At 63.8% G+C, this 21,907-nt stretch carries 22 protein-coding genes; 14 read left to right on the forward strand and 8 right to left on the reverse strand.

The features are described 5' to 3' along the window. Positions 1-4: 4 nt before the first annotated feature. A complete protein-coding gene (locus FAZ97_RS34940; protein WP_158763284.1) occupies positions 5-748 on the reverse strand; it encodes a FadR/GntR family transcriptional regulator in 744 nt (247 codons plus the stop codon). A gap of 396 nt (positions 749-1,144) precedes the next feature. Between FAZ97_RS34940 and FAZ97_RS34945 the strand changes: the two genes are divergently transcribed. Genes FAZ97_RS34945 through FAZ97_RS34960 form a run of 4 tightly spaced genes read left to right on the forward strand, consistent with a single transcriptional unit; the run spans position 1,145 to position 5,849 of the window. Next, a complete protein-coding gene (locus FAZ97_RS34945; protein ID WP_158763285.1) occupies positions 1,145-2,272 on the forward strand; it encodes a sugar ABC transporter substrate-binding protein in 1,128 nt (375 codons plus the stop codon). A gap of 36 nt (positions 2,273-2,308) precedes the next feature. After that, a complete protein-coding gene (locus FAZ97_RS34950; RefSeq protein WP_158763286.1) occupies positions 2,309-3,889 on the forward strand; it encodes a sugar ABC transporter ATP-binding protein in 1,581 nt (526 codons plus the stop codon). Beyond that, positions 3,886-4,866: an ABC transporter permease gene (locus FAZ97_RS34955; RefSeq protein ID WP_158763287.1), complete on the forward strand. Its 981-nt coding sequence runs from the start codon at positions 3,886-3,888 to the stop codon at positions 4,864-4,866. Before FAZ97_RS34950 ends, FAZ97_RS34955 begins: the two co-directional genes overlap by 4 nt. Then, positions 4,863-5,849, forward strand: a complete 987-nt coding sequence (locus FAZ97_RS34960; protein ID WP_158763288.1) for an ABC transporter permease — start codon at positions 4,863-4,865, stop codon at positions 5,847-5,849. Before FAZ97_RS34955 ends, FAZ97_RS34960 begins: the two co-directional genes overlap by 4 nt. A 66-nt stretch (positions 5,850-5,915) precedes the next feature. On the opposite strand, the gene FAZ97_RS34965 is transcribed toward FAZ97_RS34960, so the two are convergent. After that, complete coding sequence (locus FAZ97_RS34965) at positions 5,916-6,719, reverse strand: SDR family NAD(P)-dependent oxidoreductase (RefSeq protein WP_158763289.1); 804 nt, start codon at positions 6,717-6,719, stop codon at positions 5,916-5,918. Between the two features lie 142 nt (positions 6,720-6,861). Here FAZ97_RS34965 and FAZ97_RS34970 point away from each other — a divergent pair, with 142 nt between their 5' ends. Beyond that, the gene (locus FAZ97_RS34970; protein ID WP_158763290.1) at positions 6,862-7,815 is read left to right on the forward strand and encodes a GlxA family transcriptional regulator; all 954 of its coding nucleotides are present in this window, start codon (positions 6,862-6,864) and stop codon (positions 7,813-7,815) included. A 6-nt stretch (positions 7,816-7,821) separates the two neighbouring features. On the opposite strand, the gene FAZ97_RS34975 is transcribed toward FAZ97_RS34970, so the two are convergent. Continuing rightward, on the reverse strand, positions 7,822-8,817 hold the full coding sequence (locus FAZ97_RS34975) for a GlxA family transcriptional regulator (RefSeq protein WP_158763291.1): 996 nt from the start codon (positions 8,815-8,817) through the stop codon (positions 7,822-7,824). Between the two features lie 36 nt (positions 8,818-8,853). Beyond that, complete coding sequence (locus FAZ97_RS34980; protein WP_158763292.1) at positions 8,854-10,251, reverse strand: MFS transporter; 1,398 nt, start codon at positions 10,249-10,251, stop codon at positions 8,854-8,856. 152 nt (positions 10,252-10,403) lie between these two features. Here FAZ97_RS34980 and FAZ97_RS34985 point away from each other — a divergent pair, with 152 nt between their 5' ends. After that, a complete protein-coding gene (locus FAZ97_RS34985) occupies positions 10,404-10,691 on the forward strand; it encodes a hypothetical protein (protein ID WP_158763293.1) in 288 nt (95 codons plus the stop codon). Here FAZ97_RS34985 and FAZ97_RS34990 read toward each other — a convergent pair. From FAZ97_RS34990 to FAZ97_RS35005, 4 genes are all read right to left on the reverse strand, one after another. Beyond that, the gene (locus FAZ97_RS34990; protein WP_158763294.1) at positions 10,675-10,887 is read right to left on the reverse strand and encodes a hypothetical protein; all 213 of its coding nucleotides are present in this window, start codon (positions 10,885-10,887) and stop codon (positions 10,675-10,677) included. The two genes, FAZ97_RS34985 and FAZ97_RS34990, sit on opposite strands and share 17 nt — an antisense overlap. A gap of 255 nt (positions 10,888-11,142) precedes the next feature. After that, the gene (locus tag FAZ97_RS34995) at positions 11,143-11,493 is read right to left on the reverse strand and encodes a hypothetical protein (RefSeq protein WP_233271974.1); all 351 of its coding nucleotides are present in this window, start codon (positions 11,491-11,493) and stop codon (positions 11,143-11,145) included. Positions 11,494-11,504: 11 nt separating this feature from the next. Further along, on the reverse strand, positions 11,505-12,119 hold the full coding sequence (locus FAZ97_RS35000) for a hypothetical protein (RefSeq protein ID WP_158763296.1): 615 nt from the start codon (positions 12,117-12,119) through the stop codon (positions 11,505-11,507). Then, positions 12,041-12,571: a hypothetical protein gene (locus FAZ97_RS35005; protein ID WP_158763297.1), complete on the reverse strand. Its 531-nt coding sequence runs from the start codon at positions 12,569-12,571 to the stop codon at positions 12,041-12,043. Before FAZ97_RS35005 ends, FAZ97_RS35000 begins: the two co-directional genes overlap by 79 nt. Before the next feature lie 177 nt (positions 12,572-12,748). On the opposite strand from FAZ97_RS35005, the gene FAZ97_RS35010 reads away from it, so the two are divergent. The 8 genes from FAZ97_RS35010 (at position 12,749) to FAZ97_RS35045 (ending at position 21,870) form a co-directional block, all read left to right on the forward strand. Continuing rightward, on the forward strand, positions 12,749-13,648 hold the full coding sequence (locus FAZ97_RS35010; protein WP_158763298.1) for a LysR family transcriptional regulator: 900 nt from the start codon (positions 12,749-12,751) through the stop codon (positions 13,646-13,648). A gap of 169 nt (positions 13,649-13,817) precedes the next feature. Further along, positions 13,818-15,146 carry an MFS transporter gene (locus tag FAZ97_RS35015; RefSeq protein ID WP_158763299.1) on the forward strand — a complete coding sequence of 443 codons (1,329 nt, stop codon included), beginning with the start codon at positions 13,818-13,820 and terminating at the stop codon, positions 15,144-15,146. Positions 15,147-15,180: 34 nt separating this feature from the next. Continuing rightward, entirely contained in the window at positions 15,181-16,221 is a 1,041-nt protein-coding gene (locus FAZ97_RS35020; RefSeq protein WP_158763300.1) for an amidohydrolase family protein, read from the forward strand. Continuing rightward, positions 16,218-16,901, forward strand: a complete 684-nt coding sequence (locus FAZ97_RS35025; RefSeq protein WP_158763301.1) for an RraA family protein — start codon at positions 16,218-16,220, stop codon at positions 16,899-16,901. The genes FAZ97_RS35020 and FAZ97_RS35025 overlap by 4 nt, the downstream gene beginning before the upstream one ends. Positions 16,902-16,983: 82 nt before the next feature. Continuing rightward, positions 16,984-17,376 (forward strand): hypothetical protein, encoded by a 393-nt coding sequence (locus tag FAZ97_RS35030; RefSeq protein WP_158763302.1) that lies wholly within the window; start codon positions 16,984-16,986, stop codon positions 17,374-17,376. Between the two features lie 647 nt (positions 17,377-18,023). After that, positions 18,024-19,169: a YncE family protein gene (locus FAZ97_RS35035; protein WP_158763303.1), complete on the forward strand. Its 1,146-nt coding sequence runs from the start codon at positions 18,024-18,026 to the stop codon at positions 19,167-19,169. Between the two features lie 180 nt (positions 19,170-19,349). After that, positions 19,350-20,396 carry a substrate-binding domain-containing protein gene (locus FAZ97_RS35040; RefSeq protein ID WP_158763304.1) on the forward strand — a complete coding sequence of 349 codons (1,047 nt, stop codon included), beginning with the start codon at positions 19,350-19,352 and terminating at the stop codon, positions 20,394-20,396. Between the two features lie 262 nt (positions 20,397-20,658). Continuing rightward, entirely contained in the window at positions 20,659-21,870 is a 1,212-nt protein-coding gene (locus tag FAZ97_RS35045; protein WP_158763305.1) for an ABC transporter substrate-binding protein, read from the forward strand. The last annotated feature ends 37 nt before the right edge of the window (positions 21,871-21,907 follow it).

The following is a 21,907-nucleotide window of genomic DNA, read 5'->3' on the forward strand; positions in this document are numbered from 1 at the left end:
GTCGCTAACGCCACGCCTGCGTGAATTCGCCGATCACGCGTGCGAGATGCGCCTGCATCGCCGCACGCGCGGCGGCCGCGTCGCGCGCCATGATGGCGGAGAAGATGCGCTGGTGGTCTTCCTGCGAAGCGGCGCGCAACGCGGGCGTATGGAAGTGCTCCTCGATCTTCTTCCACAGCGGGTCGGCACGCGAGTTGTCCCACATTGCGCTCACCACGTGGCGCAGCATGTCGTTGCCCGTCGCGCCTGCAATCGCCAGATGGAACTCGCGGTCGGCGGCCTCGTTCGCGGCCTTGTCGTCCATGTTTTCGCGCATCGCGCGCAACGCCGCGAAGAGGCGGTCGAGGTCCGAGTCCTTGCGTTCGGTCGCGGCGAGCGCCGCAATCCCGCTTTCGATCACTTCCCGCGCGCGCAGCGTTTCGATCGGGCCCGGCCCGAGCGGCAGGTCGAACGCAATGGCGCGCGCCTCTTGCGCCTCGGCCACATAGATGCCCGAGCCCACGCGCACCTCGACCACGCCTTGCACTTCCAGCGCGATGATCGCTTCTCTCACCTGCGTGCGGCTCACGCCGAAACGCTCGGCGAGCGTGCGCTCGGAAGGCAGGCGGGCGCGAGGCCCGCCGGGCGCGCGCCCAAAGTCGCCCGCCGCGATCAGGTCGTAGATCTGTTTCGCGAGGCCGACGTAGGAGCGGTCGGCCGCGTCCGCATCGGCGGTGCGACCGGTTGGCGTGTGCGAAAGATCGGCCATCCAGGATTCTCGAAAGCGTCGAAGCCGCCGGGTGGCGGCTGAAGTTCGGCAAAATGGTACACCAGTTGCCGCGCCGCCACACATAGGACTGGTGCGGGTTTTCGCCCGATTCCCGCCATCCGGGCCGCGCGCCTCGGGCAGTGGTAAACCACTATCGCGCGCGGATTGGTATGCCAGTACTGTCAGACGGGGTGGCGTTCACGCATGCCCGTCGTTTTGCTTCGAGGGGACGCCTTTGAAGATGTCATTCCGCTGGCTCGGCGCGTCCGGTCCAGTCCCGCTGCAGCACATCCAGCAAGATTCCCCGCGTCACGCACACGGTGTCGGCCACATCGACGCGTCCGGTGCGCCGGTCATCAATAAGCAGTCAGTTCTATCCGACAAAAAGGAGACAACATGCTTTCAGGAATCCACGTGCTTCGAGCGGCGGCGACCGCGGCAATGGCGCTATGCGCAAGCGCGGCTTTCGCGCAGGCGTCGATCGTTTCCGGCCCCTCCAGCGACCCCACATGCATGGTCCCCTGGAAGACCGACACGAAGTTCATCAAGTATCCGAAGAAGAGCGGCCCGTACCGCATCGCGCTCGTAAACGGCTATATCGCGAACACCTGGCGTATCCAGATGATCAAGACGGCCAAGGCCTATACGGCGCAACCGGACGTCGCCGCCAAGCTCAAGGAATTCAAGGTCGTCTCGACCGGCGAGGACGTCCCGGCGCAGATCTCGGCCGTCAACAACTTCATCGACGCCGGCTACGACGCAATCATCGTCGACGCGCAGAATCCCGCCTCGTTCGGACCCGCGATCCGCCGCGCGAAGAAGGCCGGCGTCGTGCTGGTCGCGTTCGACAACACGCTCGACAGCGAAGACGCGATCAACGTGGACGTCGACCAGTACGGCCTTGGCGTGCTGTGGGCCAAGTGGCTGGCGGGCCATCTGCCGAGCGGCGGCAAGGTGCTCGAAGTGCGCGGCGTGGCGGGCACCTCGGTCGACACCGACCGCCACAATGGCTTCACGAAGACCCTGGACGAGACCGGCAAGAAGTGGAATGTCGTGCAGGTCTACGGCAAATGGGACGACGCCGTCGCGCAGAAGGCCACGGCCGACGCGATTGCCGTGCAGGGCCATTTCGACGGCATTTCCGCGCAGGGCGGCGACACGGGTGTCGTGCGCGCGATGATCGATGCGAAACATCCGTTCGTGCCGTTCGGCGGCGAGACGGAAAACGGCTTTCGCAAGTTCTGCGCGCAGTACGGGGCTCAGGGCCTGAAGTGCACGTCGGCGGGCAGCGGCCCCGCGCAGGTGGCCGTGGCGATCAAGACGGCGCTGGCGGCGCTCGACGGCCAGACGATTCCCGTGGCGATCAAGCTGCCGCTCGACGTTACCGACGACTCGAAGCTGAAGGCGGGCACCAACTATTTCCCGGGCGAGTCGGACAACTTTTTCGTCGGCAATTCGTTTCCCACTTGCGGCATCAACTTCTCCGCGCAGGAGATCATGAAGCAGAGCCAGGGCAACCAGTAATCGCGTGAAGGCCGGCGACGTGACGGGAGACGAAGCATGCAGCAGGATGCAGAGCAGCCGTTCTTTCAGATGTCTGGCGTGTCGAAAAGCTACGGCGGCGCAGTGGCGCTCGATCACGCGGACCTCGCGGTGCGCAAGGGCCGCATTCACGCGATCCTCGGCGAGAACGGCGCGGGCAAGTCCACGCTGCTGAAGGTGATGTCCGGCGTCGTGCAGCCGGACGAGGGCGTGATGCACCTCGACGGCCGCGAAGTCGCGTTCGCCTCGCCCGCCGAGGCGAACGCGGCAGGCATTGTCTGCGTGTATCAGGAGCTGTCGCTGATTCCCGACCTGAGCGTGGCCGACAACATCTTCGCTTCGAACCCGCCGCGCCGCTTTGGCATGATCGACCGCCGGGCCCAGCGCCGCCAGGCCGAGGAAGCGCTCGCGCGTGCGGGCGCGGCCGATATCAATCCGCTCGCGAAAGTCCGCGACCTGCCGCTCTCGCGCCAGCAGATGGTCGAGCTTGCCAAGGGGCTGGCGCACGAGCCGCGCATTCTGATTCTCGATGAGGCCACGTCGGCGCTCACTGCGGCTGACGTAGCGCGCGTGATTGAGGTGCTCAAGCGTCTGCGGCAAGAGGGGCTGGCGCTGCTTTTCATTTCGCACCGCATGCACGAGGTGAAGGCGCTCGCGGACGAATGCACGGTCTACCGCAATGGCCGTCATGTGATGAGCTTCGAGGCGGGCACGCGCTCGGATAATGAGGTCATCGAAATGATGATCGGCCGGACTTACCAGCATGCATTTCCGGAAAAGCCCGCGGAAAAGCCGGAGCAGTCGAGCACTGCCGCGCCGGTTCTCGCCTGTCACGATCTTGCGTGGAGCGACACGCTGCGCGGCATCAGCTTTTCGCTGAAGCGCGGTGAAATTCTCGGGCTGGGCGGCCTCGACGGGCAAGGGCAGCGCGAACTGCTGCTCGCGCTGTTCGGCGTGCTGCGCGGTTGCGCGGGCAAGATCGAGATCGACGGCAAGGCCGTGTCGATCGGTAGTCCGGCTGCCGCGCGCGCCAAGGGAATCGGGATGGCGCTGATTCCGGAGGACCGCAAGACCGAAGGCCTGATGCTGCCGATGTCGGTGCGCGAGAACCTTTCGTTTGCCGCGCTCGATCGCATGTCCACGGCAGGCGTGATCGATCGCGAGCGTCAGCAGTCGTTCGTAGACCGAATGATGGAGCTTCTCGCGATCAAGTCGCACGGCGTCGACGCGCCAGTGGGGTCGCTATCGGGCGGCAACCAGCAGAAGGTGGTCATCGCGAAGTGGCTGATCCGCAAGCCCAGAATCCTGCTGCTCAGCGACCCGACGCGCGGCATCGACGTCGGCACGAAGCAGGAGCTTTATCAGTTGCTCAGGCGCCTGGCCGACGAAGGCGCGGCGATCCTGTTCTATTCGACCGACTATGACGAACTGATCGGCTGCTGCGACCGCGTGCTCGTGCTGTACGAAGGCCGGATCAAGAAAGAACTCGTCGGGCCGGCGATCACCGAACAGAACCTGATCGCCAGCGCGCTGGATCTACCGGTTGGACAGATCGCACAGGTTGCGCAAGCAACGCCTTCCACAGGAGTCGCGCCATGAGCGGGCTGCGTTACTGGTATGCGGAAAATCGCGGCACGACGTTCGCGTTCGGCCTGTTCGTGCTGATGTTCGCGATTTACCTGTTCAACTATCCATCGAGCTTGTCGGCGAATGTGTTTCAGACCGCGGCGAACAAGGCGGTGCTGCTCGCGCTCGTGTCGATGGGGCAGGCGCTCGTCGTGCTCACGGCAGGCATCGATCTCTCTATCGGCATGATGCTCGTGCTGACGAATTGCATCGGCTCCTGGATCGTCGTGGGGGACGCGCTGCACACCATGCTCGGCATTGTCGGCGTGCTCGCGGCAGGCGCGCTGTGCGGCGCGCTCAATGGCGTGATCATCATTTTCGGCCGCCTGCAGCCGATCGTGACGACGATCGCGACGGGCGCCGTCTACTACGGTATCGCGTTGCTGCTGCGCCCGGTTCCCGGCGGCACGATCAACGACGATCTCGCCGACGCGCTGACCGGCAAGGTCGCGGGCTTCGTGCCGGCGAGCCTGCTGATTCTGATTGCGGCGGTGGTGATCGTCTGGATTCCTTTCAAACGCTCGGCGGTGGGACGCGCGGCGTATGCGACCGGCTCGTCCGAACCCGCGGCCTTCCTCTCCGGCATGCCGATCCGCCGCGCGAAGTTCGCGAGCTACACGTTGGCGGGCCTGCTCGCCGCGATGGGCGGGCTTTTTCTGACCTTCTTCACCGACACAGGCGAAGCCAGCCTTGGCAGCGCCAACTCATACACGCTCTTTTCGATTGCCGCCGTGGTGATCGGCGGCGTGTCGCTGCTCGGCGGCAAGGGCAGTGCGATTGGCGCGGTCTTCGGCGCGTTCGCGTTCCGCTCGATCGGCGACCTGCTGTTCGTGTTCAACGTCGACGCGCTGTGGCAGCCGCTATTCCAGGGCGTGATTCTCCTGCTGGCTGTTGCGATTGGCGCATGCGGATTGTTCAGCGTGCGCAACCGACTGGAGTGGTTCCAATGAGCGGCGTTTCCGCAAGCACGCGCACCACGTTCGTGTCGAGGCTCACGCGCCGGATCGACAAGCCGATCGTGATCGCGTTCGGCTGCATCATTGCGCTGCTGCTCGTGGGCGGGATGTATTCGCGCAACTTCACGTCGCCGGAGTACATTCTGCTGCAACTGAAGGTCGGCGCGTTTCTCGGCATTATCGCGACCGGGCTGATGATGGTGATCTTGCTCGGTCACATCGACCTGTCGCTGCCCTGGACGATCACCGTCGGCGCGATGATGGCGTGCGCCGTGTCGGGACATGGCCAACTCGGGCAAATTCTCGCGATTCCGGTGGGGATTGGCTGCGGCGTGCTGATCGGGATCGTCAACGGCATTCTCGTCGCACTGCTACGTATTCCTTCGATGATCGCGACGCTCGCGACCAACGCGGTCGCGCAGGGCATCATGATCGTCTACACGGGGGGATCGTCGCCGCAGGATTCCGCACCGGAGATCATGCGCTGGCTCGCCGCGGGCTGGCTCGTACCGGGTGTGCCGAATGCGGTCGCGCTGTGGGTCGTGATCGGTGCCGCGACGATGTTCCTGCTCTCGCGCACGACCTTCGGGCGCACGCTCTATGCGATCGGCAACACCGAGCGTGCGGCTTACCTTTCCGGCATCGATACGCGGCTCGTGACCGTGGCCGCGTTCGCCGTGTGCAGCGCGTTCGCCGCGTTCGGCGGCGTGCTGCTCGCGGGTTATGCATCGAAGGCGGCGCAGTCGATGGGCGACGCCTACCTGCTGCCCGCGATCGCGGCGGTGGTGCTGGGCGGCACGTCCATTCTGGGTGGCCGAGGCTCGTATCTCGGCACCGTGGCCGGCGCGATCCTCATCACGTTGCTGCAATCGATTCTCTCGGTTGCGCAGATGCCGGAGGCGGGTCGCCAGATCATCTACGGCGTGGTGATCGCGGCGATGCTGCTGCTGTACGGACGCAGCAAGCGGGAAGCGTAGGTTGAAAGGGCGAGCCCCCGCGTTGCTCGCCCAGATCCGGTCAACCTCTACGATCGAGCGTGGGCATCACTGCGCAACGCGATAGCGCGCCGCGGGCGTGTTGCTCGACAGATGCGCGGACATCGCGCGGCGAGCCGTCTCGAACGTGTTCCATTGCTCCACGTCGTGCAGCGCAGGAATCGTCACGGTTTCGCCTCGCTCGAAGCCGATAAGGGCGGCGCTCACCATCTCTTGCGCGGACATCACGATTGCACTGTCGAGATGTTCGAGCGGCAGTCCACCCGTTTCCCAGAAGTCCGTAGCCGTGGCGCCGGGCAGCACCGCCTGCACGCGAATGCCCTTGGCCGCCAGTTCGTGATGCAGCGACTGGCTGAATGCGAGCACGAACGCCTTGGTGCCGCCGTACACGCCGTTGAGGATCTCGGGCGCGATGCCGACGATGGAGGCGATGTTGATGATCGCGCCATTGCCGCGCGCGACGAACCCCGGCACGGCCGCATAGGTGAGCCGCGTGAGCGCGGTGACGTTCAACTCGATCATGCGCGTCATGTGATCGACATTGCTCTCCACGAGCGGCGTGTGCGTGCCGATGCCCGCGTTGTTCACGAGCAGCGTGAGGCTCGCGTCGTCGCGCAGGCGCGCTTCCACGGCGGCGAGATCGTCGCGGTCGTTGAGATCGGCGGCGAGCACTTCCACGTCGCGCTGGGTCTCGTTCGTGATGCGCTCGGCGAGCGCGGCGAGCCGGTCGCGATTGCGCGCGACGAGCACGAGGTCGTAGCCCTGGCGGGCGAGTTTCGCGGCGTACACGGCGCCGATGCCGGAAGAGGCGCCGGTGACGAGCGCGGTGCCGCGATGAGATGGCTGGGTCATGATTGCACTCCTTTGCGTAGCGGCGCGGGTGGTTAGGTAACGTACGGGTTGCGCTGCTGTGAATGCATTCTGGCCGCGATTGACCGTGGCGCAAATGACGTATATGGTCGTGTTTTAGGACATGCAGCGACGGGAGTCAGACATGCACCGTATCGGCTACCTGCTGAGCGACGGGTTCCAGGTGATGGCGCTCGCGACCCAAAGCGTTTTCGAATACGCGAACGTGGTGGCGGGCTCGCCGTTCTACGCGATCGAGAACTATTCGCTGGAGGGCGGCGCGACACGTTCGTCGCTCGGCATGAGCGTGGACACGCAGCGCACGCCCGCGCCCGCGCGCAGCCGCGTGGACACCTGGATCGTGGCGGGCGTGAACGATCCGGTTGCCGAAGCCGCAGCACCGGCGTTACTGGCGTTTCTGCGTCGCGCGAGCGGCCGCGCGCGCCGGGTGGCGGGCATCTGCACGGGCGGTTTCGTGCTGGCCGAAGCGGGCCTGCTCGACGGCCGCCGCGCCACCACGCACTGGATCTACGCGCGCGATTTGCAGCAGCGCTTTCCCGACGTGCGCGTGGAAGACGACCTCATCTATATCGTCGACGGGCCGGTCTGGACGTCGGCAGGCATGACAGCGGGGCTCGATCTCGCACTCGCCATGGTCGAGCGCGACCTCGGCGCGGAAGTGGCGCGCTCGGTGGCGCACAAGCTCGTCATGTATCAGCGTCGCTCGGGCGGCCAGTCGCAGCATTCGGAAATGCTCGCGCTCGCGCCAAAATCCGACCGCATCCAGAGCGCGCTGGATTACGCGCGCCGCAACCTGAGCAGCGCGCTCACGGTGGAGCAACTCGCGGAAGCCGTGCATCTGAGCCCGCGCCAGTTCAGCCGCGTATTCACGGCGGAAACAGGCCAGTCGCCCGCGCGCGCCGTGGAGGGGCTGCGCCTGGAAGCGGCGCGGCTGATGATCGAGCAGAGCACGCATCCGCTCGACGTCATTGCGCGCGAGACCGGCTTTCGCGACCGGCGGCACATGCGCGAGGCGTTCGTGCGCGGCTTTGGCGTGCCGCCTCAGGCGGTGCGGCGCGAAATGCGTGCGGGGGCGTAGGCGTTTCTACGATTGCGCTGTGCTCGCGCGTTTGCCCTTCGCCGTGACCGCGCCGAAGTGCGCGCGATATTGCTGCGGTGTCGTACCCAGCTTGCGCTTGAACGCCACACGCAAATGATCGGCGTCGCGCATGCCGCAGCGGAAGGCCACGGTTTTCAACGGCACGCCGCTGTTTTCAAGCATGACGCGCGCGGCGTCGATGCGTGCGCTCTCGACGAACTCGGCGGGCGTCACGTGGGTATCGCGCACGAAGATTCTCGCGAAGTTTCGCTTGCTCATCTTCGCAATGGCGGCGAGTACTTCCACGCCCAGATCCTCGTTCAGATGCCCGAGCACATACTGCTGCACCTGGGCAATGGGCGACGACGCCTCCGCATAGGGCGTGAGGTACGGGCTGAATTGCGACTGGCCGCCTGCGCGCTGCACGAACACCACCAGGCGCCGCGCCACCTTCAATGCGATTTCCGGACCGTGGTCCTGAGCCAGCAGGTACAGCGAAAGATCGATGCCCGCCGTCACGCCCGCCGACGTATAGAGATTGCCGTCCTGAATGAAGATGCGGTCGAATTCGACATTTGCAGTCGGGCACATCGCGGCGAGGGCGGCGGCGTCGTTCCAGTGTGTCGTGACGGTGCGCTCCTCCAGCAAGCCTGCGCGGCCCAGCGTCAGTGCGCCGTTGCAGATCGATCCAAAGCGCCGGGCGCGCGCGCTGGCTTCGCGCAGCCATGCGTGCGCCGCATCGGGAAGCGGTTGCTCTACGAGCGAGGGCCCGCCTGCAACGAGCAGTAGATCGTAGTGGCCGCGTGCCTCGTCGAAGTGACGGTCCGCGCCGATGCGCACGCCGCTCGAACAGCGCACGGTGTCGCGTTCCGTTGCGATCAGCTCGAGCCGGTATTGCGCCTCGGGCGCCAGCAGCCGGTTGGCCTCAGAGAACACGTCGGTGGGCCCGAATACGTCGAGGGCCTGGACGCCCGGGAAGACGAGAAGCGCAACGGTAAGCATCGGTTTGGATGAAGAACGGAGTGGGGCGGAGCCTCGTTAGCGTCGCGCCAGGATATGCGCGCCCGCGCTGCGCGGCAGCAGCACACTGTCTGCCACGCCTAACGCCGCGAGCGCCGTGATGAACCAGAACGCCAGGTGGAAGTCGGCGGCGCCGGCTGTCCCGGCGTGCGTGCCGCGCAGCGTTTCGGCTACCGAAAGCGCCAGCGCGCCCACGGCGATCCCCATACCGGCGTTCATCTGCTGCAGAACGGAGAACAGCGTCGTCGCATCGCGCATCTGCGGCTGAGGCACGTCGGCGAAACCGATGGTGTTGAGCGCAGTGAACTGCATCGAGCGCACGAGGCCGCTGAAGAACAACAGCGCCGCGACGACCACACGCGGCGTGTCGGCCCCGAGCAGCGTGAAACCCGCAAAGCCGAGCGCGACCAGTGTGCCGTTGGCGATCAGCACGGTGCGAAACCCGAAGCGGTTCATGACCCACGTGGTGCCCGGCTTCATGCACAGGTTGCCGGCGAACAGCCACAGCAGCAGCGCGCCCGACGCCACGGCGCTCCACCCGAACGCCACCTGGAACATCAGCGGCAACAGAAAAGGCGCGGTGCCGATCGCCGTGCGAAACAGCGAGCCGCCGAACACGGTCACGCGAAACGTGTTGATCTTCACGGGCGAGAGGTCGAACAGCGGATGCGGCACGCGGCGCAAATGCACGACGGCAGCCGCCAGGAGCGCAACGCCCGCCACACACGTGCCGATCGACACGGAAGCGGTAACGTCGGCGCGGCTCGCCATCTCGATGCCGCTCATGACGAACGCGAAGCCAAGGCCGCTCAGCACGAAGCCGAGGGTGTCGAAGCGCCGGGGTTGCGTGTGCTCGTCGCGCAGGAGCATCGACGCGGCGACGAGCGCGGCCACGCCGAGCGGCAGATTGAGCAGGAAGATCCAGTGCCAGCTCCAGTGCGTGCTGATCCAGCCGCCGAGCGGCGGCCCGAGAATGGGCGCAACGAGCGCAGGCCAGGTGAGGATCGCAATGGCGCGCACGATCTCGTGCTTGGGCGTGTCGCGCAGCACGACCAGCCGGCCCACCGGCACCATCATCGCGCCGCCGAGCCCCTGCAGCACGCGCGCGGCGGTGAAGGCGAACAGGCCGGTGCTCATCGCGCACAGCAGCGAGGCCACGCTGAACACCGCGATGGCGGTAGCGAACACGCGGCGCGCACCAAAGCGCTCGGCGAACCAGCCGCTCACGGGGATGAACATCGTGAGCGCGACGAGATACGCGGAGACGCCGATCGAGAGATACGCGGGCGCAGTGTGAAAGTCGCGCGCGATGATGGGCAGCGAGGTAGTGATGACCGTGGCGTCGAGGTTCTCCATGAAGAACGTTGCGGCCACAAGGAATGCGACGGCGGTGCGGCGATCGAGGGCGTGCGGCATCAGGCGTGTTCCTGGGGGATTCTTCGTCTGCGGCCGGATTCGGCGCGGAGTGTCCCTCATTCTACTGAAGTTGGCGCACGCCGATCGCTGGCACGTTCCGTGCGTGAGTGACTTCGACCATGCGATATCCATCGCAAAGGGAGGTCGAAACGATGAGCAACCCGTCCGACAAGTCCGAACAGCCCGACGATGCGCCGGAACCGCGCGGCACGGATCTGCCCAAGCCATTTGGGGACGCTGTGCCCGCACCCACGGAGCCGGGTCTCGATCAGCCGTTGCCGCCTAAGACGCAGGATTTACCGACTGAGGAGGAGGGCGAGAGCCTTGACGAGCCAGATCGTGCGCCGCACAACGATATTTCCAGGCCGCTAGGCGACGCGGTGCCCGCGCCGGTCGAGCCTGGTCTCGATCAGCCGCTGCCGCCTAAAAAACACGAGTGACAGGGACGGCGGGTTCGCCGAGCATTGCAAACATTGCGCCGCCGAGCGTGCGAGCGGCCTCGTCGTCGAGCTTGAAATTCACCTCTTCCAACGGCCACGGCACTACCAGCGCCGCATCGAGCCGTCTAGCGAGCGAGTCGCGCAATAGCGTGCAGACCTTCAAGGTCTGCGCCTCCTCGTCGTACGCGATGACCACGCATCGCGGCTTTTCTCCATATCAACCAGGTCCTCTGAGACAGCTTGCATAGCGCTGCATGGCTCGTTCGCGGCATACGCCCCACGACAACGGCCTTGCTACGTACCACACGGAGCATTCGGCAGGCGCGTCCAGTGGGGGATGTTCGCCTTTGGCTCGCTGGAGCGACTAAAACTCGTCGTAACTGATGACTTTTGGCTGATACGCGTAACGGCCGCCGCCATCCGTCGCGGCGTGCCTGCAACTGTTTTCATTTCATGCTGTGGCAATTTCGAGCGTATCGAATTCGATTGCGATCTCTACGCCCGCAGTAGCGAGTATTAACGCGATCTGACTGCCCGGCCTATCAGTGAAGCGCTCACTTTTCGCAAGCATGGATAGCGCAAGGTCATAGTTCGTATCACCTGAATTGAGGATTTTCACATCAAAGACGATGTTATTCGTGACGCTAAAGTGCTCAAGCGTGCATCGGCTTGTTCTATTAAAAATCAGCGTTGCCCGCGTCCCTCGATCTTCCATGGCGACAATGAGCTTATGGCGATCACTAACGGCGATAGCGTCGATGTTCCAGTCATGGAAATAGTCAAATGCTTTCAGCTTATCCATGCAAGACCTCATTAATAAGGCAGTAGAGAAAAGGCGTTGCCATTGTCTCTGGCGCCATTATCCCAATTGTGGGAGTGAGGAGAGCCGAAACCATGATCGTGGCCTAAATCGATGTCCACTGCGGCGTTACCGTCTCCATCGTATAGTCGCCATTGCTGTTTTCCAGAAGCATTTTCGACCCATTGATTTGGCGGGCCGCCCTTGGAAGGGAGCCACGCCGTTTGCATATCGTCGTCGGATGGCTGACGATCGTCCTCGCCGTACGCGAACGGCTGTGCATCGCCAAGCGGGGTTGGTGCGTCGCCGCCACCATCGAGCAAGCCCGTTTCGTCTATGTGATCGTCGCTATCTGGATCTTCGTCACCACCGCCGAGCAAAGCGCGCGCCGCCGATTCAACGAATCCGGACAGGCCAAAACCATTATTAGCCTTTGCCGGGGCGCCAAGGTCGGGTATTGGATCAAGCGTAGCGCTAACGCCCCCAGCGGGCGTGTCCAGTGGGGGAAGTTCGCCATTGGCCCGCTGGAGCGCCTGAAACTCACCGTAGCTTATGACTTCGGACGCGCATGCATTACCACCGCCCCCCATCGCGGGCCAGCGCTGCGGCGCGGGATCGGGCTGTGCCACGCGCGGCAGGCCCCGATATCGCGGTTGATGACCGGCACGAGCCGACCGGATGCGACCGCATCGCATAACAACTTGCGCACACCCGCGTTATCGGTCGGCAGGTTCCAGTGCGCCAGTTTCAGCTTGTCTCGGACAAACGCCTGGACCTCGCGTAGTGCCTTTTCCCCGGTAATCGTGTGCAAGTCCCAGTTCGGGCGGAAATGACGCGCAAAGGCCGCCCGGTCTTGCGTGAGTTGCCTGAGCCGGTCCTTTTCCCACAATTCGCCTTTGTCCACTTCGGGCAGCGCATTCCACGACCAGAGGTCGCGGTCCTGACCGGCGTTCGGGTAAAGCCAGCGGGCCGGCAGATCCCGGTAGCCACGCCCAAAGCATGTCAGGTCGAAATACTGCGGCCCCGGAATCAGCGTGCATCGCCAGCCGGTTTCGAGCGGTACGTATAGCGTGTTCCACATCGTAAGCTACCCGTTCGTCTTTTCGGGTTGTCAGCGTACTCCGCGTTCGCGCGCAAACTTGCGAAACAAGCTCGGGATGTTGAGCACCCGCAAGTTTGTTCCTCTGCTGAGGGCGTGCTCGCCCGTACCTTGCCCGCTGTATTACGATGCAGGGCAAGTCGATACGGAGAGCATGAGATGAACGAGCTTCGGGGCCTGCAGTGTTTCGTGACACTCGCCGAGGAACTGAACTTCAGCCGCGCTGCGGAGCGCCTGCACATCGCGCAACCGGCGTTGAGCCAGCAGATCCGCGCGCTGGAGGACCGCGTGGGCACGCAGCTGATCGATCGCACGCGCCGCCCGCTGCGCCTGACCGAAGCGGGCCAGTACCTTGCCACCGAAGCGCGGCAGATTCTTGGTTCGCTCGCCGAAGTGACGCACGGCGCGCTGGAGATCGGCGTGGGCCGGCGCGGCTGGCTCAGTGTCGGCTTCACGCGCTCGTCGATGTACAGTGTGCTGCCGCCCGCGCTCAAGGCGTTTCATCAGGCGTATCCGCAAGTCGAGCTCAAGCTGTTCGAAATGCTGACCGACGAGCAGACCGACGCCTTGCGCGACATGCGCATCCATATCGGCATCGGGCGGCAGCCGCTCGCCGTGCCCGGATACACGACCTTGCCGCTGCTGCGCGAGCGGCTGGTGGTGTTGATGGCGTCCGATCATCCGCTCGCCAAACGCAAGAAGGTGCGCATCGACGAACTCGCCGATACGCCGTTGATCCTTTACCCGAAGCATCAGAACGCGCAGTTCAAACGGACCGTGCAGGCGCTCTACCGCGACGCGGGCGTGACGCCCTTCGTCGCGCATCAGGCCTACGAGATCCAGACCGCTATCGCGCTGGTGGCGGCGGGACTTGGCGTGACCGTCGTGGGCGAGTCGGTCGCGCGGCATGGCCGCGCCGACGTCGTGGCACGCCATCTCGACGGTCCAGGCGCTGCGCAGCGCACGGTGCTGGCGGCGACGTTCCGCAGCGACGACGACTCGCCGCATTTGCGCGCATTTCTCGAGTGCCTGCCGCCGCCGCTGGCCGGCACACTATAAGCGCTCGCTTATAGAAGCATAAGTATCGCGTCTTGGACTCGACGCTCCCCGCTTCTTATTATCGAAACTCAGGCGCCCGGTCTCGTGAGGCGCCGCCGGCAGCGGTCAACGCTACCGGCCGATAACGATGCAGCGACGGCACCGCCCGTCGCCATGAGGCGGAGACAGCATGAGTCACTTCGACGAAGCAGCAACCATGCGAAAGGTTTACAAGCGGCTTGTGCCGCTGCTTTTCTGCATGATGTTTTTCAATTATCTGGACCGTATCAATATCGGTTTCGCCGCGCTCGACATGAACTCGGACATGGGTTTCGACCCGGCCGTGTTCGGCTTCGCGGGCAGCATTTTCTTTATCGGCTACATGCTGCTGGAAGTGCCCAGCAATCTGTTGCTGCACCGCTTCGGCGCGCGCCGCTGGATCGCGCGCATTCTGCTCACGTGGGGCGCCGTTGCGGCCGCAACGGCTTTCGTCTTCAACGCGTCGAGCTTCTACGTGCTGCGCTTTTTGCTGGGCGTGATGGAAGCGGGCTTTCTGCCGGGTATTGCGGTCTATTTGACCTACTGGTTTCCGGAGCGCTACCGCGCTCGCGCCGTAGGCGGATACATCATCGCGGGTTCGTTTTCCGCTGTGCTGGGCGGCCCGCTCTCGACCACGCTCATGACCTACGCGAACGGCCTGCTCGGCATGCATGGCTGGCAGTGGATGTTCATTCTCGAAGGCGTGCCCGCGATGCTGCTCGGCCTCATTACGCTGCGCATCATGACCGAGCGCCCCGCCGACGCCGACTGGCTTTCCGCGCAAGAAAAGCAATGGCTCGAATCCACGCTCGCCACGGAACGCGAGGCGCTTGGCGGCCATCGGCATTTTCCGCTGCTGAAGGTGGCCAGCGACATTCGCGTTTGGAGCCTTGCATGTCTGTTCGGCTGCGCGCTGGTCGGCATTTACGGGCTCTTCCTGTGGCTGCCGCAGATCGTGAAGAGCCTTGGTCATCTCAACAACATCGAGGTGGGCTTCCTATCCGCTGCGCCGCCGCTGCTGGGCGTGCTGGGCACGTACCTCGTAAGCCGCAGCTCGGACCGCACCGGCGACCGCAAATACCACCTCGCATTCGTCTACGGCATGAGCGCGCTCGCGATTGCGGGCAGCGCGTATGCGCCGAATCCGCTGCTGGCGTATGCGCTGCTTTGCGTGACGGGCCTCTTCATTTACTCGGGCAACCCGCTGTTCTGGAGTCTGGCGGCTTCGTTCAGAACGGGCGCGGCGGGCGCGGCGACGATTGCGCTCATCAATACGATCGCGCAGTTCGGCGGCGTGGTGGGTCCGTGGAGCATCGGTCTCGTGCGCCACGCCACCGGCAATTTCAAGCTTGCGCTGCTCACCATCGCCGCTTTCCTCGTGGTTGCCACGCTCATCGCCATCGTGATGCGCGTGAAGCCCGCCGAGACCGGCGCTTCGAACCGGGCGCTCGTTGGCCGCGACGAAGCGACGGAAAGCTGATTTGTTCCTCCGTACACCTGATGGAATTTGCTACATGATTATTGACTGCCACGGTCACTACACGACCTCGCCGCCCGAGCACGAAGCCTGGCGTGCTAGACAGATTGCCGCGCTCAAGGACGGCACGCCGGTGCCGCCGCGCCCGACGATCACCGACGATGAGATCCGCGAGAGCATCGAAAACGGCCAGCGCCGCATTCAGCGCGAGCGCGGCACGGACCTGACGATCTTCTCCCCGCGCGCCGCCGGCATGGGGCACCACCAGGCGGGGGAAGCGGCGAATGCGCTCTGGTCCAGCGAATGCAATGACCTCGTGCATCGCGTGTGTGCGCTGTTCCCGCAGCATTTCGTGGGCGTTTGCCAGTTGCCGCAGGCGCCGGGCGTGTCACCGGAGAATTGCATTCCCGAGCTGCGGCGCTGTGTGGAGGAACTGGGGTTCGTGGGCTGCAACCTGAATCCGGACCCTTCGGGCGGGCACTGGTCGGGGCCGCCGGTCACGGACCGCTCGTGGTATCCGCTTTACGAGGCCATGGTGGAACTCGATGTGCCCGCAATGATTCATGTTTCGTCGTCATGCAATCCTAACTTTCATGCGACGGGCGCGCATTACCTCAACGGCGACACCTCGGTATTCATGCAGCTGTTGCAGGGCGACCTCTTCGCCGACTTCCCGACGTTGCGTTTCATCATTCCGCATGGCGGCGGTGCGGTACCGTATCACTGGGGGCGTTATCGTGGTCTGGCGCAGGACATGAAGCGGCCGCTCCTGAAGGACTATCTCCTCAAGAACGTGTTCTTCGATACCTGCGTGTACCACCAGCCGGGCTCCGACCTGCTCGCCAAGGTGATTCCGGTCGAGAACATCCTGTTCGCCTCGGAGACGATCGGCGCGGTGCAGGGCATCGACCCGGAAACCGGGCACTACTACGACGACACGCGCCGCTATATCGACGCGATCGAATGGCTGAGCGACGCCGATCGGCAACGCATTTACGAGGGCAACGCGCGCGCGGTATACAGCCGCCTTTCCGCGCAAATCGAACGACAAACCGCACTGGAAGGAATGACGAAATGAACCAGAGTTCGAACCCGATCGGCTGGCGTGAAAATGCATCCGCCCCGCAGGCCAGCGAAGCGACGCTCGCCGCGTTGCGCGAACTGGCCGTGTCGCTGCTGAGCGACAACATGGCGCGCTCGAGCGGCATGCTCGGGCTGCAGCCGTTCCACAAGGCAAAGCCGATGGCGGGCACGGCCGTCACGGTGCGCACACGGCCCGGCGACAATCTCGCCATTCATCGCGCCTTCGACTTCTGCCGGCCGGGCGACGTGCTCGTGATCGATGGCGCAGGTGAAGTGACCCAGGCGCTGATGGGCGACATCATGTCGAGCTATGCGGAAAGCCTCGGGGTCCGCGGACTAGTGATCGACGGCGCGATTCGCGATGTTGGCGCGATTCGTCAGCGCGAGTTTCCTGTTTATGCGCGCGGCGTAACGCATCGCGGGCCGTACAAGAACGGTCCCGGCGAAATCAATGTGCCCGTGACCATTGGCCGGATGGTCGTCAACCCAGGCGACATCATCGTCGGCGACGAGGACGGCTTGCTCGCCATCGCGCCCGAAGATGTGGAGACCGTGATTGCGGGCGCGCGCAAGCAGGGCGCAAAGGAGGCCGCCGCATTGCAGGCCATCGCCGAAGGTCGCTTCGACCGCGCATGGGTGGTGCCGCATATCGAGCGCATGAGAAGCGGGGTTTGACTGTCTGATGCGGCATCAGGCGTTAAGATGCGCGCTGGAGCCTGTGCGCTCCCTGGCTCAACCGCAGATCCACTCTTGCTCCATGACCCAATACCTTGACGCCGCCGCGCTGCGCGAACTCGCCGAACGCGCGGAGCAAACCGATCCACCGCCGTGCACCTGCACGAAAACGCCGCTCGATGGCTGGCAATCGCAACCGCTTTCGCTCGACGAGCGGCAACTGGAACAGATCGGCACGCTCGTATGCGCGGACGAAGCCGAGCCGACCTTTGCCGAACATCTACCGGGGGAAGGCGGCTACTGGTCGGAGCATGCGCCGATCGCACCCCGGTACTTTCCGTATAACCGTTGCGGCGTCTGGAAGTGCACCCTGTGTGGACGCCTCTACCTTCGCTACACGGAAGGCGGCGGCTATTTCGTCGATCAGCGCATCCGCGCGTTGAAAGCGCGTTTGATCGAGGATGTGCCGCTTTGAGTACGGCTCAATTGGCAAATAATTTCTGATTCATCCGCGCTTATATTCATCGTGAATCGACCAGAGGCCAGGCTTTTCCCTGGCCTCTCTTTCATTTCTCGCGGCATCGCATTCGACTGACCGCCTATATCGCTTTCGAATTCACAACCGCGCCTTACATCGGCACGCGATGCACGCAGGTTGTTGCACGTGTGCGTCGAACCGCGCCTCACGATGTGCCCGCGCATCAAATCCTCAACGGCAAGTTGAAGCTCGCGTCACGACTTCCTCGCTGCAGTGCGATGCAGGAGATGGCTGCGCTGCAGCATGCCGCGATTCTTTTCTCGTTCTGATCAATTATGAGTTTCGTTCTCAAAATAAGGACGTAAATCGAAACTTACTAATTGAGATTAATTGAGTCATTGAAAAATTTCCGCAGCCATACATTCATAGGCGCTTTTATATGGAAACGATCAATTTCTTTGTTGTGCATGATTACCGTTCCTTGCGCATTCTTACCTCCAGATTGAAGCCCTGCCATTTGGCCGCTTCAAGGACATGGATGACGTGAGCCGCGGATCGATGAAAAGTCATCGATGTGCTCCCGCAGATTCCGTGAGGCATTCGCGTGTTGACCCACCTGTTTTGCTGCTCAAAGGAGCCGACTGATGAATAAACCGTTACTAGCCTTTCTACTCATGGCAACCGTGGCCGTTGCCGGCTGCGGCGGGGGAGACAGCTCCAGCTCGAACCCGACTGCGGCCGCGGCCACACCGTCCGCGCCCAAACTGCTTTCGAACATTGACGTGCCCAACGCCACGAGCCCCGCGTTCAGCTTCGACATCAGCTATGTGGAAGCGGGCAAGTACTATCTGGCCGATCGCAACAACAAGTCCGTCGATGTCGTCGACACCAAAACGAAAGCGCTTATCGCGCAGATTCCGGGCAACTTCACCGGTGCGGGCGCGAATACCGATGTGTCCGGGCCGGATGGCATCGTGGGCGTGACGGGAACGAATACGCTCTATGTGGGCGACGTCGATAATGTGAAAGTCGTCGATACGGCCGCGATGCAAACGGTCAAGACGATTCCTATCAGCACCTCCGGTTCGCGCGTCGATGAAGGCTGCTACGATCCCGACGACCATCTCGTCATGTTCGCGAGCCCCGGCGACACGCCGCCCTACGTGACCTTCATTTCGACTACGACGCAAAGTGTCGTGAACAAGCTGGTCTTCAACGGTTCAACGGGTCTTGAAGCCTGCGCGTACGATCCGGTCTCGAAGAACTTTCTCATCAACAACGACGGAACGACCGCGAACCCCGACGGCGAACTCGATGTGATTACCGCCAGTTCGGTCACTTCGGGCGCGCCCGCTGTCAGCAAGTCTTTCCCCCTTGGCAAGTGCGGGCCCGCGGGCATTGCGCTCGGTCCCAACAGCGATGTGCTGATTGGCTGCGATCCTTCGGCGGGAGACCCGCTCATCACACTGATCCTCGATCGCAATACCGGCACACAACTCGCGTCGATTCCGTTTGGCGGTGTGGATCAGGTGGCTTACGATCCCGCATCTAACCGCTACTTCCTGCCCGCGCGCCACTACGTCACGAGCGGCACCGCGGCGGCGTCGGGCTTCACGCCGACCATGGGTGTCATCGACGGCGCGACGCGCAAGCTCATCTACACCGTGGCGGTGGGGACGGGCGCGCATTCGGTGGGCATCGATAGCAGCCTGGGTGAGGTCTTCGTGCCGTTCCAGCCCGGCGCGACGGCATTCCCGAATGGCGGGATATCGGTGTTCACGACGCAGTAGCCGGGAAGCTCCAAGCCATAGCAAATAGCAAATAACAAACGGCCAGCGGACGAGAAAATCATCCGCTGGCTTTTTTGTGTCTTTGGCTGCTTCGGCCATTCGGTCACTTACGGTTATGATGTTTCGCACCGTGCCGGCTCCCAGAGCCCGGACTGATTCCAATCATGACTAAACCTGCGCATGGGTATTCGGGAACTCGCCAAAGTACTGAAGCTGTCCGTTTCAACCGTGTCGCGCGCCTTGAACGACAGCGACGAGGTGAGCGCCGAAACGCGCGAACGCGTGCGCGCCGCCGCGCTCGAGCATGGCTATGCGCCCAGCAAGTCGGCCGCAAGCCTGCGCCGGGGGCGGCTCGACATCGTCGGGCTGATGCTGCCAGTGCGGCGCGAAGAAGAGACCTACACGCTCGGCATCTTCATGAAGCTGGCGGACGGGCTCCAGTCGGTGCTCTCGCGCCACGGCATGGATCTCGTCATGTATTCGAGCGAGTCGTGGGACGACGAGTTCGCGCGGCTGCGGCGCATTGTCGACCGCCGCCATGTGGACGGTGTGATTCTCGCGGGCACGCGCAAGCATGACGAGCGCCTCGATTATGTCGCGAGCCGTCATTTTCCGTTCGTGGCGCTCGGCCGCAGCGAGTCGGGCGGCGAGCACGCGTGGGTCGATCTGGACTTCGAGGCGGCCGTGACGGAGGGTGTCGAGCGGCTCGTGGCGCAAGGACATCGGCGCATTGCGCTCGCCATTCCCGGCGGCGACGCAATGCAGGCGCATATCTACCTGCGCGCGTGGAAGAAGGCGATGAAAAAGCACGGGCTGCCTGTGCCCGAAGGGTTCGTGCAGCGCAACGAACTTTCCGAGCGCGGCGGCTATCTCGCGACCGAGGCGCTGCTCAAGCTGGACGTGCCGCCGGACGCGCTCATGTTCCAGAGCGACTGCATGGCGATTGGCGCGTACCGCAAGCTGCATGAAACGGGCAGGGCGCCGGGCCGCGATCTGGCGATTTCGGGCGGCGTGCTGGCGGGCGAAGTGTCGGAATACCTCGCCCCGCGTCTCTCCGGCTTCACGCTCGACGCGTACGGTCTGGGGCAGCGTCTCGCGCAGGCACTGCTCGCGCAGTTCCCGGATATCGGCGACGCCTACCGCGCCGCGCGCGAGCCGGTACTGTGGCCGTTGACGCTACGCGAGCGCGACGACGACACCGTGACGTCCGAGGCAGTCCAACGCTAACGACCACCCCGGGTACGCCGCGCAAAGTATTGCGGTTTCCGCGAATCGACATTGTGATTTTCGCTTGGCTGTCTTGACAGCGCCTGCCTCACAAGCAACTATTTGCCTGTTTCCGGAAACGTTTCCGGAAAACACGGTTGCAGCGGCACGAGGTCATGTGACCCGGGCCAGGCTTCGCGAACCGAACGAGACGGCTCCCGCACCGCCACAGAAAAGAGCCAGAAACAAAGCGCGATTCTCAACGCGCGAAAACGGAGACAGCATGAAGAAGCTACTTGCCGCATCCGCGGCCATTGGTTTGGCATTCTCGCTTTCCTGTGTGTCGCTGCACGCGGCGACGCTCTCGGTCTGGGCCGTGGACGAGCCCGACGACTACACCGCGAAAATGGCGCAGGAATTCGGGAAACTGCATCCCGACGTCCATGTGCAGATCCGCAAGGTGGGTTTTGCAGCGCTTAACGACGAGACCATGCGCGCGGTGATGTCCGGCAACATGCCCGACGTCGTGCCGATCGACAACCCGAACACGGCGATGTTCGCTTCGAAGAACGCGCTGCAAGATCTCGGTCCGTATCTCGCGAAGTCGAAGGTCATTGACGCGAAGCAGATCTTCCCCGGCCCGCTGAAGAACGCCACCTGGAACGGCAAGGTCTATGCCATTCCGCGCGGCACGAACACGTTGGCGCTGTACTACAACAAGGACATGTTCAAGGCGGCCGGACTCGATCCCGAGCATGGGCCGCAAACGTGGGACGAACTCTATACCGACGCGCAAAAGCTCACCGACGCGAAGAAGGGCGTGTACGGTCTCGCGTTTTCCGCCATCAACACGGAAGAGGGCGTGTTCCAGTTCCTGCCGTTCGTGCAGGCCGCGGGCGCGGACTGGGACCGCATGAGCGATCCGGGCGCGGTGCGCGCGGCGGCCTTCTGGCAGAAGCTGCTGGACAGCAAGGTGGCCTCGCCGGACACGCTCACGCATAGCCAGTCGGAAGCGGCGGCCACGTTCATCAACGGCAATGCCGCGATGGACATCGACGGTCCGTGGGAACTGGGCGCCGTGGACAAGGGCGCGAAGTTCAAGTGGGGCGTGGCGCTCCTGCCGGTCGAGAAGGCGGGCGGCCCGCGCGCCTCGGCGCTCGGCGAGCAGAATCACGCGATCCTGCGCGGCGCGAAGAACCCGGATGTGGCGTTCCAGTTCCTCGAGTACATGTATGCGCAGCGCGGCCGCGACTGGAACGAATTCGGCATGCTGCCGCCTTCGAAAGACACCGTGACGCCAGACCCGAAGTGGCCGCAGGCATACAAGGTCTTCAACGAGCAGATGCAGTACGCCCGTCCGCGCGGTCCGAACCCGAACTGGCCGAAGATCTCGAAGTCGATCTCCGACGCGGTCCAGTCCGTGCTGACGCATCAAGCCACGCCGCAGCAGGCGATGCAGGCGGACGCACAGACGGTTCAGGCCGCAGCGAAGTAAGCATTCCGAAGTATGGTTGAGGTTGCCGCCCGAGGAA

The organism is Paraburkholderia acidiphila (assembly GCF_009789655.1).
In the GTDB taxonomy this organism is placed as follows: domain Bacteria; phylum Pseudomonadota; class Gammaproteobacteria; order Burkholderiales; family Burkholderiaceae; genus Paraburkholderia; species Paraburkholderia acidiphila.

Coding starts and splice junctions, on each gene's coding strand:
- FAZ97_RS34940 (WP_158763284.1), bottom strand. CDS start 748: ATGGCCGATCTTTCGCACACGCCAACCGGTCGCACCGCCGATGCGGAC.
- FAZ97_RS34945 (WP_158763285.1), top strand. CDS start 1,145: ATGCTTTCAGGAATCCACGTGCTTCGAGCGGCGGCGACCGCGGCAATG.
- FAZ97_RS34950 (WP_158763286.1), top strand. CDS start 2,309: ATGCAGCAGGATGCAGAGCAGCCGTTCTTTCAGATGTCTGGCGTGTCG.
- FAZ97_RS34955 (WP_158763287.1), top strand. CDS start 3,886: ATGAGCGGGCTGCGTTACTGGTATGCGGAAAATCGCGGCACGACGTTC.
- FAZ97_RS34960 (WP_158763288.1), top strand. CDS start 4,863: ATGAGCGGCGTTTCCGCAAGCACGCGCACCACGTTCGTGTCGAGGCTC.
- FAZ97_RS34965 (WP_158763289.1), bottom strand. CDS start 6,719: ATGACCCAGCCATCTCATCGCGGCACCGCGCTCGTCACCGGCGCCTCT.
- FAZ97_RS34970 (WP_158763290.1), top strand. CDS start 6,862: ATGCACCGTATCGGCTACCTGCTGAGCGACGGGTTCCAGGTGATGGCG.
- FAZ97_RS34975 (WP_158763291.1), bottom strand. CDS start 8,817: ATGCTTACCGTTGCGCTTCTCGTCTTCCCGGGCGTCCAGGCCCTCGAC.
- FAZ97_RS34980 (WP_158763292.1), bottom strand. CDS start 10,251: ATGCCGCACGCCCTCGATCGCCGCACCGCCGTCGCATTCCTTGTGGCC.
- FAZ97_RS34985 (WP_158763293.1), top strand. CDS start 10,404: ATGAGCAACCCGTCCGACAAGTCCGAACAGCCCGACGATGCGCCGGAA.
- FAZ97_RS34995 (WP_233271974.1), bottom strand. CDS start 11,493: ATGGATAAGCTGAAAGCATTTGACTATTTCCATGACTGGAACATCGAC.
- FAZ97_RS35005 (WP_158763297.1), bottom strand. CDS start 12,571: ATGTGGAACACGCTATACGTACCGCTCGAAACCGGCTGGCGATGCACG.
- FAZ97_RS35010 (WP_158763298.1), top strand. CDS start 12,749: ATGAACGAGCTTCGGGGCCTGCAGTGTTTCGTGACACTCGCCGAGGAA.
- FAZ97_RS35015 (WP_158763299.1), top strand. CDS start 13,818: ATGAGTCACTTCGACGAAGCAGCAACCATGCGAAAGGTTTACAAGCGG.
- FAZ97_RS35020 (WP_158763300.1), top strand. CDS start 15,181: ATGATTATTGACTGCCACGGTCACTACACGACCTCGCCGCCCGAGCAC.
- FAZ97_RS35025 (WP_158763301.1), top strand. CDS start 16,218: ATGAACCAGAGTTCGAACCCGATCGGCTGGCGTGAAAATGCATCCGCC.
- FAZ97_RS35030 (WP_158763302.1), top strand. CDS start 16,984: ATGACCCAATACCTTGACGCCGCCGCGCTGCGCGAACTCGCCGAACGC.
- FAZ97_RS35035 (WP_158763303.1), top strand. CDS start 18,024: ATGAATAAACCGTTACTAGCCTTTCTACTCATGGCAACCGTGGCCGTT.
- FAZ97_RS35040 (WP_158763304.1), top strand. CDS start 19,350: ATGGGTATTCGGGAACTCGCCAAAGTACTGAAGCTGTCCGTTTCAACC.
- FAZ97_RS35045 (WP_158763305.1), top strand. CDS start 20,659: ATGAAGAAGCTACTTGCCGCATCCGCGGCCATTGGTTTGGCATTCTCG.